This is a genomic window from Embleya sp. NPDC025285 (genome assembly GCF_055558835.1).
Map to the genome: position 1 here is coordinate 1 of NZ_JBVHLU010000047.1, position 14950 is coordinate 14950.

A 14950-nucleotide genomic window follows, 5' to 3' on the forward strand; every position below is an offset into this window, starting at 1 on the left:
ATGTCTTGGAGTGACAGACCTCTTCTACGGCAGCTCCGCTGCTCTGTTTGCCGGCCTTGACAAACCCGCGCCCGCACCTAACTGAACGGCGTTGGGACTAGAGGTCCTGTCCGGAGGCCAGGGCCAGGGCCTGGGGCACGGCCCGCGGCGACGTCGGCGCGCCGCGGCACCGCGTCGGTTCGACGTCGCCGCGGACGAGCCGGCACGGAAGCCGCGGGCCCTGGTCGCCGACCGGGGCCGTGCGGCGTCACGACGGCGACGGGCGCGCTCAGTCCTCGGGGATCAGCCGGCAGACGGTCTCGATGTCGGTGCGGACCTGGGCGATGGAGGCGCGGCCGTTCAGCCACGCGATCAGCGACGAGTGCCACGTGTGGGTGATCACCCGGATCACCGCGAGGTCCTCGGCGGTCGGCTCCCCGGCCGGCTCGTCGCCGCTGATCGCCTCCAGGATCATCGTGGTGGTCTCCCGGCTGACCGTGTCCACCTCGGCGCCGACCGAACGGTCCGCGAACTGGAGCGCGCGCATCATCGCCTCGGTCAGATGCGGCTCGCGCTGCATGCCCTTGAACGCGCGCAGCAGCGTGTCCACCACCCGCTCGCGCGAGCCGGCGCTCCGGGGCGGGCGCCGGCGGAGCTGGGCGTGGAGCTGATCGAGCTGGTCGTACATGGTGGCCACGAGCAGGTGCACCTTGGACGGGAAGTAGCGGTACAGCGTGCCGAGCGCCACCTCGGACAGCTCGGCGACCTCGCGCATCTGGACGGACTCGTAGCCGCCCCGAGCGGCCAACTGGGTGGTCGCACGCAGGATCCGGCGGCGGCGCGCCTCCTGCCGCTCGGTCAGCGGCGCCCGGTCGGCCTTCGTGTACGTGGTCATGTCAGCCCCTCGGTGCGCGGCGGTTCGCCGGCTGGTGTGTTACGGGTCACGCCGTGCTCGTCGCAGTGGGTACCCGGCGGTATCTTGGCTGCTCTCCGACGAGCAGATACTGAAACTTGTTCTAGATTACGCGACTACTATGCTCCGACGAGGGCAGCGATAGGGGGCCATTCGTGATACGGGAGACCGCAACCGCTGTGGATACCCAGGTGGACCCGGCGCGGACCTCCCCGGAGCGACCCTTGCGAATCGCCCTGTTGGCGTACCGAGGCGATCCGTACTGCGGCGGACAGGGAGTCTACGTCCGCCACCTGTCCCGCGAACTCACCCGGCTCGGTCACCACGTCGAGGTGATCTCCGGTCCCCCGTACGCGGTCGTGGACGAGGGCGTGAAGCTCACCACCCTGCCCAGCCTGGACCTGTACCGCGACCCGGACCCGTTCCGGTTGCCCCGGCTCGGCGAGTACCGGGACTGGATCGACGTGCTCGAGGTCGGCGGCATGCTGACCGCGGGCTTTCCCGAGCCGCTGACCTTCTCGCTGCGCGCATGGCGGCACCTGGCGGCCCGGCGCGGCGAGTTCGATGTCGTGCACGACAACCAGACGCTGGGCTACGGCCAACTCGCGCTGCCCCGACTCGGCTTCCCGCTGGTGACCACGATCCACCACCCGATCACGGTCGACCGCGCGCTGGAGATCGGCGAGGCCACCACACTGCGCCGCAAGGCCACGCTGCACCGCTGGTACGGGTTCACCACCATGCAGAAGCGGGTCTCCGCCCGGCTGAGCGAAGTGCTCACCGTGTCCGGCTCGTCCAAGGCCGAGATCATCGACCACCTCGGCGTCTCGCCGAGCCGGGTCACCGTGGTGCCGGTGGGCGCCGACACCGACCGCTTCGCGCCGGACGCCTCGGTCCCGAAGGTGCCCGGCCGGATCGTCACCACCGCGAGCGCGGACGTGCCGCTCAAGGGCCTGATCCACCTGGTCGAGGCGCTCGCCAAACTGCGCGCCGACAACGACCACGTCGAACTCGTGGTCGTGGGCCGCCCCAAGGGCGACGGGCCGGTGCTGCGCGCGATCGACCGGCTGGGACTGACCTCGGCGATCCGCTTCGTGTCCGGACTCAGCGACGACGAACTGGTCGACCTGATCCGCAGCGCCGAGATCGCCTGCGTACCCTCGCTCTACGAGGGCTTCTCGCTGCCCGCCGCCGAGGCGATGGCCTGCGGGACCGCGCTCGTGGCCACCACGGGCGGCGCGATCCCCGAGGTCGCCGGGCCGGACGGGGAGACCTGCCTGGCGGTGCCGCCGGGCGACCCGGAAGCCCTGCGCGCCGCGCTCACCCGACTGCTGGAAGACCCCGAACTGCGGGCCCGACTGGCCGAGGCGGGCCGTGCCCGGGTGCTCGAGCGGTTCACCTGGCGCAACACCGCGGTCCGGACCGCGGAGCGCTACCGGGCCGCAGTCGAGGCCGGTCCCACCGCGCCGACCACGGCCGGCGCCGGTAGACGTGGGCTCACCGAGCGCGCGAGCGACGTCCTGCTCGGCCGCTCGCCGTTCGGCCGCCGGCTGCCCCCGCCCGCGTCGCACGGCGCCGGACCCGGAAACCGCTGACCACACCCCACCCTCGCCGGCCGCCCCCGCAACCGGTTCGCGCAATACGAGACGGAGTCGCCGACTTGCTCACCGTGGATTTCTCCCGCTTTCCCCTGGCCCCGGGGGATCGGGTCCTGGACATGGGTTGTGGTGGCGGCCGGCACGCCTTCGAGGCATACCGGCGTGGCGCCGACGTGGTCGCGCTCGACCGGAACGCGAAGGACATCGCCGAGGTGGACGCGATGTTCGCCTCGATGCTGGCCGCCGGTGAGGTTCCCGAGGGCGCGCGTGCCGAGGCGCTCGTCGGGGACGCGCTGGCGCTGCCGTTTCCGGACGACAGCTTCGACCGGGTGATCATCTCCGAGGTGCTCGAACACATCCCGGACGACAAGGGTGTCCTGGCCGAGCTGTTCCGGGTGCTCAAGCCCGGCGGCCTGGCCGCGATGACCGTGCCGCGCTACGGGCCGGAGAAGATCTGCTGGGCGCTGTCGGACGCGTACCACGAGGTCGAGGGCGGGCACATCCGGATCTACAAGGGCGACGAGTTCCAGGCCCGGATCCGCGAGTCCGGGCTACGGCCGTACGGGACCCACCACACGCACGCGCTGCACTCGCCGTACTGGTGGATCAAGTGCGCGGTGGGCGTGGACAACGACAAGGCGCTCCCGGTCCGGGCCTGGCACAAGCTCCTGGTCTGGGACATCATGAAGCGCCCGCTGGCCACCCGCCTCGCGGAGAAGGCGCTGGATCCGCTGATCGGCAAGAGCCTGGTGGTCTACGCGACCAAGCCCCGGCCGCACGGCGACACCGCGGCAGGCGCCGACGGCGACCTCGCCGGAGCCCGCGCATGAGCCTCGCGGGTCGCCGTCGCGGCCCCGAGTCGGCGCTCGAACTGCTGGCGCTGGAAGGCGTGTTGACCGTTCGGCAGGTGGCCGAGACGATCGACGGGATCGCCGCCGTGCAACGGCCGGACGGGTCGATCCCGTGGTTCGTCGGCGGGCACCTGGACCCGTGGGACCACACCGAGGCCGCGATGGCGCTCGACGTGGCCGGCCGGCACGACGAGGCCGAGCGGGCGTACCGCTGGCTGGCGAGCCGGCAGGAGCCGGACGGCTCGTGGTACGCGGCCTACGTGGACGGCGTGGTCACCGATCGCAACAAGGAGGCCAACTTCACGGCCTACCTCGCGGTCGGCCTGTGGCACCACCATCTGCTCACCGGGGGCGAGGAGTTCCTGGTCCGGATGTGGCCGAAGCTGCGTGCGGCGATGGGCTTCATCCTGGACCTCCAGGCGCCCGGCGGCGAGATCCGCTGGAAGCGCGACGAACACGGCGTGCCGGTGCCGGACGCGCTGCTCACCGGCTCGGCGAGCATGTACCAGGCGCTGCGCTGCGCGCTGGCGATCGCCGAGCACCTCGGCGAGCCGCAGCCGGACTGGGAGTTGGCCGCGGGTCGGCTGGGCCACGCGGTGTTGTCGCACCCCGAGCGGTTCCTGGACAAGAACCGCTACTCGATGGACTGGTACTACCCGATCCTGGGCACGGCGCTGCGGGGGGCTGCGGCGGACGAGCGGATCAAGGACGGCTGGGACACCTTCGTGGTGCCGGACCTGGGCGTGCGGTGCGTCTCCGACCGGCCCTGGGTGACCGGTGCGGAGAGTTGCGAACTGGCCATCGCGCTTTGGGCGTTGGGCGAGAGCGACCGTGCGGTGGAGATCGTGTCGTGGATCCAGCGGTTGCGGCACGAGGACGGGTTGTACTGGACCGGGTACGTGTTCGAGGACGACGCGATCTGGCCCGTGGAGCGCACGGCGTGGACGGCGGGGGCGATGATCCTGGCCACGGCCGTGCTGGGGGGTGAGCCGGCGACCACCGCGGTGTTCGGTGGTGGGGGCTCGGCGTTCGCGGGCGACGGGTTGCCGGTTGGGCTTGCGCCCGAGCAGGTGCGGTGTGGCTCGGAGCTGTGCGTGGATGGGGTTTGAGGCCGGGGTCCTCAATCGCCGGACGGGCTGGATGGGTTGTCCTCAAGCGCCGGACGGGCTGAAGGGGGCGGTTGGCTTGGGCGTGGGTGTGGCGGGCTTGGGCGTCGGACGGGCTGAAGGGGGCGGTTGGCTCGGGCGTGGGTGTGGCGGGCTTGGGCTTGGGCGCCGGACGGGCTGTATGGGTCGGTAGTCGGCGTGGGTGTACTCGGTTGTCGGGGTTGGTCGGGGCGGCAATAGGGTTCGCGTGGGGGGCTGGGCGACTCGCGTGACGAGGGTGGGCATGGCGGCTGGGTTGGGGCCGGGGGACCGGATAGGTCCTTATACGGTGGTGGGATTGCTGGGCGCCGGCAGCCCCGGGTGGGTGTATCTCGCGCGGACCGGTGCAGGGCGGCCGATGGCCGTGCGGATGTTGTACGGCGAGCAGCGTGGCATCAAGCGGGCCCAGAAGGTGCGCGGGCCCGGTGTGATCGAGGTGATCGGCAGCGGTGGCGCGACCCGCAATCCGTGGGTGGCGTCGGTGTACGTGCCGGCGCCGTCGCTGGGGGACCTGGTGATCTCGTGCGGCCCGCTGCCGCCGGACGCGGTGCGGTGGCTGGCGGCCGGGATCGCCGAGGGTCTGGTGACGATCCATCAGGCCTCGCTCACGCACGGCGATCTGCGACCCGCGCAGATAGTGGTGGCCTCGGACGGACCGAGGGTGACCGGATTCGGGATCGAGGGCGCGGGCAGTCCGCTGACCGCGCCCGGGTACCTCGCGCCGGAGCAGGCCCGAGGCGAGGAGCCGGGGCCGGCGTCCGACGTCTACGCGCTGGGCGCGTTGTTGTGCTTCGCGGCGACCGGACGGCCGCCGCACACCGGCGAGGGCGAGGCGGCGATCCGGCGCAGTGTGGCCGGCGGCGAGCCGGAACTTGCGGATGTGCCGGTTGAGTTGGCCGAGCTGATCCGGTCCTGTCTGGCCCGGGATCCGGAGGATCGGCCCACGCCGCGCGCGCTGTTGGAGGAGTCGGCCGCGGAACTGGCGGATCGTCAGGGGGCGTACGGTGCCGCGTCGTGGTTGCCGGGACCCGCGGTGGAGCTGATCGACGCGTACCACCGGCGTGGGCGTCTGGTCGGCGACCCGCCGACCGTGCCGCTCGGCGATCGATTCGGCGGCGCGTCGAAGGGCGGTTCCGCACACGGCGGTTCGGTCGGGGACAAGGTCGGCCCGAGAAAGGCCGTCAAGGCCGCCGAGCCCGCCGAGGTGGGCGCTCCGGCCGAGGACGCCGAGCCGGCCCGGGAGGGTGTGGCCGTGTCGGCTCCGGCCGGCGCGGCGAAGAAGGATCCGGCGAAGAGCGAGGCCGTGCCGAGCGGGGCCACGAAGGCCGATGCGGCCAAGCCCGGGGAAGGTGCGCCCGAGCCGGAGGAGGCCGTCGCCGAGACGATGCAACTCGCCCGGATCGTCGACGCGATGGTGCCGCGGATCGACGACAGCGACGACCGTCAGGACCCCTACGACCTGCCCGTTCCGCCCGAGCCGCACGAGGGCGGCGGGGCCGGGTGGCTCCTGGTCGCCGCGCTCGTGGTGATCGCGCTCGTGGGCGGCCTGCTCGCGGGTGTCGCCTACGAGCGCGGGCGCGGGGATCGTGATCGGGGCAAGGCGGGTGCGGCCGATGCCCGCCCCTCGATTCCGCCCGGCGACCCGGTCGCGGCCTTCGTGGCGAGCGTACCGGTGGGCGGCTGTGTGGACTTCGCGAGCGACGGCACGCCCGGATGGCGACCGGCCGCGCCCCGCTCGCTGCCCTGTGAGGACCCGGCGGCCCGGCAGCGGGTGCTGGCGCGTACCTCGGCGGCCGGCGGCGCGAGCGACTGCATGAGTACCGACGGGCGCAGCCGCTGGCCGGCGACGCCCGGCGTGCCCGCGCTGTGCCTGGAGCGGATCTTCCGCCCGGGCGAGTGCGTGCCGGCCGAGACGCGCGACGGTCGGCAATGGGCCTTCCTGGCCTCGCTGGTGCCGTGCCAGGGGCCGCTTCCGCAGGATCGCCCGGCGCGCCTGCGGATCGACGAGGTGCACCCGATGACCGCGTCGAACGCCACCAGTTGCCCGGGCCGCTCGCCGGTCTACTATCCGTTGCCGTCCCGAGTCCAGGAACTGTGCATGGCCCCGCTGCCCTGATGGCAGGCCCGGGTCGTCCCGACCGCCGCTCCCGTGCCCGCGGGCCACGGGGCGGCGACGGCCGGGCGGCGGTCAGCTCGCGAGTTCGGCGAGGAGCTTCAGGGCCTCGGGGTTGCGGGTGGTGACGATCATGTCGGTGACGTGCGGGTCGGCCGCCCACGCGGCGTAGCGCTCGCGGATGCGGTCGGCCGGGCCGACCAGGGCGATCTCGTCGACGAAGCCGCTCGGGACGGCGGCGATCGCCTCGTCCCGCTTGCCGGCCATGAACAGCTCCTGGATTCGGTCCGCCTCCTCGGCGTAGCCGAACCGGCGCATCAGGTCGGCGTGGAAGTTCTTGTTCTTCGCGCCCATCCCGCCGACGTAGAAGCCCATCGCCGCCTTGATCGGGAACATCGCCTGTTCGACGTCGTCGCCGAGCGCGACCTGCACCATCGGCGCGATCCGGAAGCCGTCCGGCTTGTCGCGCAGCGCGTCCGCGTACACCTCGGGCCGGGTCGGCGCCCAGTGCAACGGCAGCCATCCGTCCGCGATCCGCGTGGTCAGGTGTACGTTCTTGGGCCCTTCGGCGCCGAGGAAGATCGGCAGATCCGCGCGCAACGGATGGGTGATCGACTTGAGCGGCTTGCCGAGCCCGCTGCCGTCCTCGCCGGTGTACGGGTGCCGGGCGTAGCGTCCTTCGGCGACCACCGGCCCCTCGCGGCGCAGCACCTGGCGGATCACGTCGACGTATTCGCGGGTGAAGGTCAGCGGGCTCTTCGGGAACGGCCGCCCGTACCAGCCTTCGACCACCTGCGGCCCGGAGAGGCCGAGGCCGAGGATCACCCGCCCGCCGGAGAGGTGGTCCAGGGTCAGCGCGTGCATCGCGGTCGCGGTGGGCGTACGCGCGGTCATCTGGGTCACCGCGGTGCCCAGCTTGATCCGCGACGTGTGCGCGGCGATCCAGGTCAGCGGTGTGAACGCGTCCGAGCCCCACGACTCGGCGGTCCACACCGCGTCGAACCCGAGTCGTTCGGCCTCCCGCGCCAGTTCGACGAAGTCGGCGGACGGGCCTCGGCCCCAGTACCCGAACGTCAGACCCAGCCTCATGGCGTTACCTCCACGGAGTTGCACGGCGAATCGCCCCCGCAGACTAGAACACGTTTTAGTTCGTGGGGAGACCGACTCCCCTGGCGCGGACTTCCGGCCGCTGCCGGACGGGCGCGCGGACTCGCGTCCCGGGCAGGCGCGGACTTCCGTACCCGGGACAGGCGAAAGGGCGCCGTCCGGTGTGGACGACGCCCTTGCCTTGTTGCCGAGTCGCGGTTCGTGTCTCGGTACTACCGGTTCCTCGGGAGCACCGGAGTCACGAGCGCTGGATGCCGATCGTGTTCTGGAGCACACCGCGCACGTTGTCGACCTCGACGAGCAGGCCGTTGGGGTGCTCGGCCACCGCCAGGTACCAGACGCCCGTGTTCAGGACGCCCTTCTCCTGGTTGGTGTGCTCGTCCAGCATCGGCCGCGAGTCCGGCACCGAGAACCAGAAGGGCTGGAACGGCGCGCCGCCGGGTGCCGCGGCCGGGTTGGGCTGCTGCGCGCCGGGACCCTGCGGCCCGGGAGCACCGAAGCCACCCTGCGGACCCTGGGGACCCTGCGGCGCCGGGCCGCCGAAGCCGCCGGGCTGCGGGGCGCCGCCGTACGACTGCGGACCCTGGGGGCCCGGCTGGCCGCCGTAGGGCGCGCCGCCGTACTGCTGCTGCCCCTGCGGGCCGCCGAACTGACCCTGCGGACCCGCCGCGGGGCCCGCGGCGCCGAGCAGCGGCGCCTGGAGGGCGGGCACCAGCGTGGTGGCGATCAGGGTTCCGCTGAGCACGAGGACCAGCAGAATGATGATGATGCCGCCGAACTTCATCTCCAGGCCGTCGTCGGCACCGCCGATCGACCACAGCGCGTTGATCGGCGAGATCGCCGCGAGCGGCAGCGCCCACTGACGCGCGGTCAGACCGAGGATCTGACGGTCGCGCAGTTGCGGGAGCAGCCCGCCGAGGATGAACAGCACGCCGGCGATGATCGGGGTCAGGACGACCGCCGAGATGGTCGGGGCCAGGAACCCGGACCAGGCGTTCCAGGTGAAGTCGGACGAGCGGCCGAGGCCGTCCTTGGCACCGATGTAATCCAGGAACGAGAAGATGAAGATGAGCACGGCGGCGACCCCGATGACCGCGTCGCCACGCGAAAGCTTTCTGACGTCCACTAATACTCCTCCCGAGGGGGATGGGCGCCGACAGCGTACGGGGGCGACCCAAGTCGTGCCACCGACGTCGCCCCCGCGCGTCCCCGGTGCATTGGTCCGGGGACACTGTGCCAGACGGGCGAACGATCTGTGCCCCGACCCCACGCGACGCGCCGTATGGGGGCATTTTTTCAAAGATGTCTATTCGCCCCGCTGAATGCCCGTCAGATCGGTCAACATGCCCTGCAGGCCGTCGATATCGATGACGATGCCGCCGTCCTGCACGCCCACCGCGAGATACCACACGCCGGGATGCAGCGTGGCCACCGCGTCACCGGGGTGGTCGAGCGGCTGGAGCGGCCTCTGTTCGGGCACGGCCAGCCAGTACTGCTCGAACGTGCCCGGATCGCCCGATTCCGGCTCCGGGGCGCGGACCGGGTCCGCGGCCGGGGCGGGTTCCGGTTCGTCCGACTTGTACAGCAGTACCGGCGGTTGCACGGCGGGCGGTTGCATCGGCGGCGTCAGCGGCGGGGGAGTGTTGCCGGACGGCCCGTAGACCGGCGGCGCGACGGGCGGCGGGACCGGGAAGCCGCCGGTGCCGGGCGGGCCGGGGGGATACCCGCCGGGAGCGCCGGGGAAGCCGCCGCCGGGGTAGCCCTGCCAGTTGTTCTCGCGCGGACGCACCAGTGGGACGTTGAGCCCGCCGATCCGGTCGATGGTCAGCAGCAGCAGAGCCTGGAGCACGGCGAAGCCCGCCAGCCCCCACGCGCCCCAGCCGTGGCCGGCGTCCACGGTCGCCTGCGCGTCGCCGTTGGAGCGGGCGATCTGCTCGGCGGCGTGCGCCAACTTCTCGTAGCCGCCGTCCGCGCCGAACACGGCCCACACCGCGCTCCACGCCGACGCGACGCCCAACGCGATGCCCCACTGGCGAAACGCCAGACCGCCGAACTGGATCTCGGTCGGCTGCGGCGAGCCCGGCCGGATCGTGTACCGGCCGATCAGCAGCAGCACCAGCGAGATCGAGGACAGCAGTACGACGGCGGGCGCGAGCGGCCAGAAGTCGCCGATCCACGCCGAATAGTCGGTGGTTCCCTCGGTGATGCGTTTGCCCTTGGCGGTCACCGTGTACCAGGGGAGAAACGAGAAGACCAGAACTCCGATCGCCGCCACCGCGACGATCAGATCACCTCGGGTGACGCCTTTGCGTGGCATCGTGCTCCTCCCTGACGGGGCTTTTCGTACTGCTCGGAATTGCCGTGCGTCTGCTGCGCCGATCCGGTGCCGGTGCGGGTGACCGCACCGGCACCGGAGCCTGACGTACCGTCATTCTCCGCGCTGGATCCCGGAGACGTCGCCGAGGACCCCTCGGACGCCGTCGACCTCGACCAGGACGCCGCCCGGGTGCGGGGCGACCGCGAGGTACCACTGGCCGGTCTGGAGGGTGGCCACCGGCGTCTTGGACAGACCCTCGGTGGGTGCCAGCGGGCGGGCCTCCGGTACGGCGAACCAGAACTGTGCGAACTCGCGCGTGTCCTGGCCGGCCGCGGCCGGGGCGGGCTGCCCGGTGACGGCCGGCGTGGCACCGGTTCCGCCGGCGACCGCGGTGCCGGTGCCGGTGCCGGCGTCCGGCGGCGGCATGTGGGCCGGTACGCCGGCCATCGGCGCGCCGGTGCCCGTGGCGCCCGGTGCCGGGTAGGCGGGCGGCGGGAAGCCGCCGGTGGCGTTCGGCAGCGGGTAGCCGGTGTTCGGGTCGACCGGAGCCGGGTAGCCGCCGGTTCCGTTCGGCGGGGGGTAGCCCCACGGTTGCTGCGGCACCGGGCTGAACAGCGGTGCGGCCAGGCTGGGGATGCGATCCCCGATGATCAGGAAAAGCGCCGCGACGAGCCCGGCCACCATCATCAACCACGCGAAGACGGTGGGTCCGGTGTCGATCGAGTAGCGGGAGGAACCGGAGCCCTCGTACATGTCGCCGAGCATGCCGCCCGCCCCGAAGGGGGCGAAAAAGCCGCTGATCGCGCCGGTGACGCCGAACGCGATCGCCCACTGGCGCGGGGCCAGTCCGAGCGCCGGCTTGTCCGGTTGGGCCGCGAAGCGGCCGATCACCATGAGCAGTACCGCCAGCAGCGGCACCAGCACCACGGCCGGCATCAACGGATAGAAGTTGACCGTCCAGGCGTTCCAGCCCTTGCTCTGACTACGGCCGCTGCCCAGCGGGTCGTCGTCATCGCTGCTGCTGCCGCCGAAGGACGCGCTGATTTCGTAGTATTTGAAGAACGAGAAGATGAAGATCAGGACGATCGCGAGAATGACGATCGCATCGCCCCTCGTGATCCCTTTCCGGTTCAACGTTTCTCCTTAGAGGTACGGAGGGGGACGTGACGCCGACGGCGCGGGCGCGCCGTAGGACGTGCGGTGCGTGGACGGCTCGTGCCGGGCCCGAGCGTGCGGCTCGCGGCGGTCGGTTGACCCGACCCGGAACCGTCCGGTGGTGCACGGCGCGCGTGGACGCCGCGAAGCGGGGACCGTCACCGCTGCGTGCGCGGCGAGAACGGTCGGGAAGACCCTAGGGGACGAGTGACTCGTGCCTCACGTCCCCTTCAGGAGATAGGCCGTGATCCCGGTCGCGATCCCGGACGCGGCGCGTTCGCGCCAGTTCGGGTCGGTGAACTGCGCGGCGTCCGAGGCGTTGCGCATGTTGCCGCATTCGATGAACACCTTGGGTCGGGTGGACAGGTTCAACCCGCCGAGATCGGTGCGGGTGACCAGCCCGTCGTCGGTGCCGAGGTAGGTCGCCGGGCTCGTGGCGGTCGCGGCCCGGAAGGCGGCGGCCAGGGTGCTGCCCAAGGCGCGCGAGGGAGCCAGGATCGCGGTGGTGTCGACGTTCTTGTCCTTGACCGGGGCGGGCAGGATGACATGGAAACCCCGCCCGCTCGCCGGTCCGCCGTCGGCGTGGATGGACACGATCGCGTCCGCCCGGGACGCGTTGCCGCGCGCCGCCCGCTCGTCCACGCACGGACCCCAGACCTCGGTCTCCCACGTGTAGAGCACGGTCGCGCCCTGGGCCTCCAGGAGCCGCTTGGTGCGATGTGCCACGTCCAGGGTGAACTCGGCCTCGGTGTAGCCCTTGTCGGTCTCGGTGCCGGTGGTGTCGCACTCCTTGGACAACCCGCCCGCGTACACCTGCTTGTTGATCTCGCGGGAATGGCCGCCATTGCCCGGATTGTGGCCCGGGTCGATCATCACCACCCGGCCGGACAGCGGCAGTCCGGTGGTCCCGGCGTGCGGCGGCGCGCCGGCCGAGGTCGCCGGTGCGCCGATCGGCGGTGCGCCGGACGCCTGTTGCCCGCCCGGCGAGGAGGTCGCCGTCGGGGCCGGCGCGCCGCCCGCGGTCGCCGGGTCGGAGGAGTCGGCCGGCGCGCCGGGGGTGACGACGGTCGGGATCGGCCGCCCGACGTCGGCGCGGGCCTTGTCGTGCCCGTCCGGCCAGGCCACCGCGATCGTGGTGCCGGTTGCGGCGAGCGCGAGCGCGAGCACGGTCAGGGTGATCCGGCGACGCCGGCGCAACCGGTCGCGCGCGGCCTCGACTCGGGCCTCGTGCGACGCGGAGTGGCCGAAGAAGCCGGCTTCTCGGCGGTACGGAAAGCCGGGGTCGTCGGGACGGCCGCGGTCGTCGCGGCGGTCAGAGGTCAAGTTCACTCCTGGACGTGAGGCCGTACCGCGACGCGAGCGAGTTCCAGGTCTCGACGAACGACTTCTTCGCGGTGGACGCCTCGGCGCTGATCGTGGCGCCGTCGTCGTAGAGCGAACGGGTGCCCGGACAACCCGAGTCGGCGGCCGACTGCGCCCACGCGGCGAAGGCCCGGTCGGCGCGCGCCGACGCGGTCCACGCGGTGCGCAACGTCGGTGCGGCGGACTGGAGTTCCGGAACGCCGTCGAAGCGCATCGCGTCCAGTTGGGTGACCAGTTGATCGCGTTGCGCGGCGGCGTCGAGCAGCGCGGAGCGGGACGCGGCCAGCGCCGAGCACGAGCCGACGTTGTTCACCGCGTCGATCACCGCCTGCCGGGACGAACCGCTGCGCGAGAGCAGCGAGTCCAGCGCCGCGGCCTGAGTGCGGCCGTCCGGCGGTGCGGTGGTCGGCGGCTGGGTGGTCACCACCGCGCTCTGCGTCGGGGGCGGGGCGGGGGGCAGGCCCGAGCGGTCGCCCGAGGGGGTCGGGGAGGCCGCCGTGGACGGTCCGGCACTCTCCGAGCCTCGCGCGGCCGGTTCCTTCTTGTCCTCCTCCCACGGCCGCAGCGCGAACAGCGTGCCCAGCGCGGCGACGAAGACGACGGCGACCACGATGAACAGCAGCGTGCGCTCGAAGGACGGGCCGGGCGGGGTCGGGGACAGCGGTCCCGGCGGCGGGCCGGCCGCGCGATACCAGTCCGGCGCGGCCGGTACGTCCCGCGCCGGCGGCACGCCGAAGCCGTGCACGGGAGTGTGCGCCGCGTCGGCGAAGGTGCCGCCCGGGGGCATCGGCGAGGGGCCGCGCTCGTGCTGGAACCAGTCGGCGGGCGGGGCCGGTTCGCCCGGCGGCGCGGACGGGCGGGGCGTCGGGGGCGGGGCGGGAACCGGCCACGCGGGCGGCGGAGGCCCGGCCGGCAGACCACGCGCGGCGGGGTTGTCCACCGTGTCCTGATCCTCGAGCGAGCGAGGCGCACCGGGTGGAGGGGGCGGCCCGAGTGGTGCGGGGGGCGCGGATGGTGCGGGTGGTGGAGTGGGCGGTGCGGCCGGCCCCGGAGGCGCGGCCGGCAGGTGTGCCGTCGGCTGGTGGTGTGGTCGCGGCGGCGGGTCCGGGTTCACCACGGTCGGCGGTGCGGCCGGTCGGCGGCGGACCCAACCGCCCACACCGCCGTTGGCCGAACGGTCCCAGACGGTCTCGAACCGCTCGCCGTCCGCCTCGGGTTCGCCGGGCCGGTCGTCGTGCTGTTGTTGATCGGACATCAAGATCCCCCCGCGTCCTTCCCGGAACGGCATTGTCCCAGCAAACGGGACCCGCGCGGGACCGGATCCGATTGCTTTCGGAAATCGAATCAGGCTCGATTCACTCTTGACCGGGTCAACGGGGCGCGCGCGGCGGTGGCGAGGCAGACCGCCGGCCCGGCGGGTTCGGGGCGGGTCGGTGGCGGATCCCGGGTGCCGCGGGTCTGGTCGGGTGAGGTCGAGTCGCCCGGATATGAGGCGCCTCGGGGCCGAGTCGCCTCGGGTGTGGATGCCTCGTCGGATCCGGGTCGCCTCGGGTGGGTCCACCTGGGTCCGAGACGCCCTGGGTCCGAGACGCCCTGGGCCCGGGCCCGCTCTGTCCCCGCGCCGCTTCCGTCCCCGGGCCCGCTCAGATGCCCGGGGCGATCCGCCGCAGCACCCGCAGCGACCCGTCGCCGGGCAGTTCCTCGAACGCGCCCGACGCCAGCGCGCGCAGGTAGACCCGGTACGGCGCCTGGCCGCCGTCGGCCGGATCCGGGAACACGTCGTGGATCAGCAGCAGCCCGCCGACCGCGACATGCGGCGCCCAGCCCTCGTAGTCGCCCTGCGCGTGCTCGTCGGTGTGCCCGCCGTCGATGAACACCAGGCCCACCGGGGTGTTCCACAGCGGCGCGATCACCCGGCTGTGCCCGACCAGGGCCACCACGTACGGCTCCAGGCCGCTGCGGTACAGCGTGCGCCGAAAGCGCGGCAGCGTGTCCATCACGCCGACCTCGGGGTCGACCAGGGTCGGGTCGTGGTACTCCCAGCCGGGCTGCTGCTCCTCGGAGCCCCGGTGGTGGTCGAGGGTGACCACCACGGTGCCGGCGTCGCGGGCGACGGCGGCGAGCAGGATCGTCGAGCGACCGCAGTAGGTGCCGAGTTCGACCAGCGGGCCGACCTTGGCGGCCTCGGTCGCCGCCGCGTACAGCGCGTCGCCCTCGTTCGCCGGCATGAATCCGGTGGCGGCCTCGAACGCGGCCCGCACGGCGGGGTCGATGGTGCTCATCCTGGGGTTCTCCTTGATCGAGCCGCGCGCGGCGCACCGGGTCGGTGCGACCCCGGGGCCGCCATGCTGCCGCAGCCGCTCCCGCGGCACCGTGTCGGGGGCCACATTCGGGCCCCTCGACGGCACTT

At 72.8% G+C, this 14950-nt stretch carries 12 protein-coding genes; 4 read left to right on the top strand and 8 right to left on the bottom strand.

Features of this window, described 5'->3' with window-relative positions; all coding sequences use genetic code 11:
* Positions 1-268: 268 nt before the first annotated feature.
* Complete coding sequence (locus ACZ4FV_RS28105; protein WP_020554687.1) at positions 269-874, bottom strand: TetR family transcriptional regulator; 606 nt, start codon at positions 872-874, stop codon at positions 269-271.
* A gap of 197 nt (positions 875-1071) precedes the next feature.
* On the opposite strand from ACZ4FV_RS28105, the gene ACZ4FV_RS28110 reads away from it, so the two are divergent.
* The 4 genes from ACZ4FV_RS28110 (at position 1072) to ACZ4FV_RS28125 (ending at position 6602) form a co-directional block, all read left to right on the top strand.
* A complete protein-coding gene (locus ACZ4FV_RS28110) occupies positions 1072-2487 on the top strand; it encodes a glycosyltransferase family 4 protein (protein ID WP_402229533.1) in 1416 nt (471 codons plus the stop codon).
* A 65-nt stretch (positions 2488-2552) separates the two neighbouring features.
* Entirely contained in the window at positions 2553-3320 is a 768-nt protein-coding gene (locus ACZ4FV_RS28115; RefSeq protein ID WP_395869502.1) for a class I SAM-dependent methyltransferase, read from the top strand.
* Complete coding sequence (locus ACZ4FV_RS28120; protein WP_402229530.1) at positions 3317-4450, top strand: glucosidase family protein; 1134 nt, start codon at positions 3317-3319, stop codon at positions 4448-4450. Before ACZ4FV_RS28115 ends, ACZ4FV_RS28120 begins: the two co-directional genes overlap by 4 nt.
* Before the next feature lie 325 nt (positions 4451-4775).
* Positions 4776-6602, top strand: a complete 1827-nt coding sequence (locus ACZ4FV_RS28125) for a serine/threonine-protein kinase (RefSeq protein ID WP_465323558.1) — start codon at positions 4776-4778, stop codon at positions 6600-6602.
* Positions 6603-6674: 72 nt separating this feature from the next.
* Here ACZ4FV_RS28125 and ACZ4FV_RS28130 read toward each other — a convergent pair whose 3' ends face one another.
* The 7 genes from ACZ4FV_RS28130 to ACZ4FV_RS28160 form a co-directional block, all read right to left on the bottom strand.
* Positions 6675-7688: an LLM class F420-dependent oxidoreductase gene (locus tag ACZ4FV_RS28130; protein ID WP_395869496.1), complete on the bottom strand. Its 1014-nt coding sequence runs from the start codon at positions 7686-7688 to the stop codon at positions 6675-6677.
* 256 nt (positions 7689-7944) lie between these two features.
* Positions 7945-8832 (bottom strand): hypothetical protein, encoded by an 888-nt coding sequence (locus ACZ4FV_RS28135; RefSeq protein WP_395869494.1) that lies wholly within the window; start codon positions 8830-8832, stop codon positions 7945-7947.
* Positions 8833-9012: 180 nt separating this feature from the next.
* Positions 9013-10023: a hypothetical protein gene (locus tag ACZ4FV_RS28140; protein ID WP_395869492.1), complete on the bottom strand. Its 1011-nt coding sequence runs from the start codon at positions 10021-10023 to the stop codon at positions 9013-9015.
* A 111-nt stretch (positions 10024-10134) separates the two neighbouring features.
* On the bottom strand, positions 10135-11157 hold the full coding sequence (locus tag ACZ4FV_RS28145) for a hypothetical protein (RefSeq protein WP_395869491.1): 1023 nt from the start codon (positions 11155-11157) through the stop codon (positions 10135-10137).
* Positions 11158-11397: 240 nt separating this feature from the next.
* On the bottom strand, positions 11398-12501 hold the full coding sequence (locus ACZ4FV_RS28150) for an N-acetylmuramoyl-L-alanine amidase (RefSeq protein WP_395869489.1): 1104 nt from the start codon (positions 12499-12501) through the stop codon (positions 11398-11400).
* Entirely contained in the window at positions 12491-13795 is a 1305-nt protein-coding gene (locus ACZ4FV_RS28155) for a hypothetical protein (protein WP_465323559.1), read from the bottom strand. Before ACZ4FV_RS28155 ends, ACZ4FV_RS28150 begins: the two co-directional genes overlap by 11 nt.
* A 388-nt stretch (positions 13796-14183) precedes the next feature.
* Positions 14184-14822 carry a class I SAM-dependent methyltransferase gene (locus ACZ4FV_RS28160; RefSeq protein WP_395869485.1) on the bottom strand — a complete coding sequence of 213 codons (639 nt, stop codon included), beginning with the start codon at positions 14820-14822 and terminating at the stop codon, positions 14184-14186.
* Positions 14823-14950 lie beyond the last annotated feature (128 nt).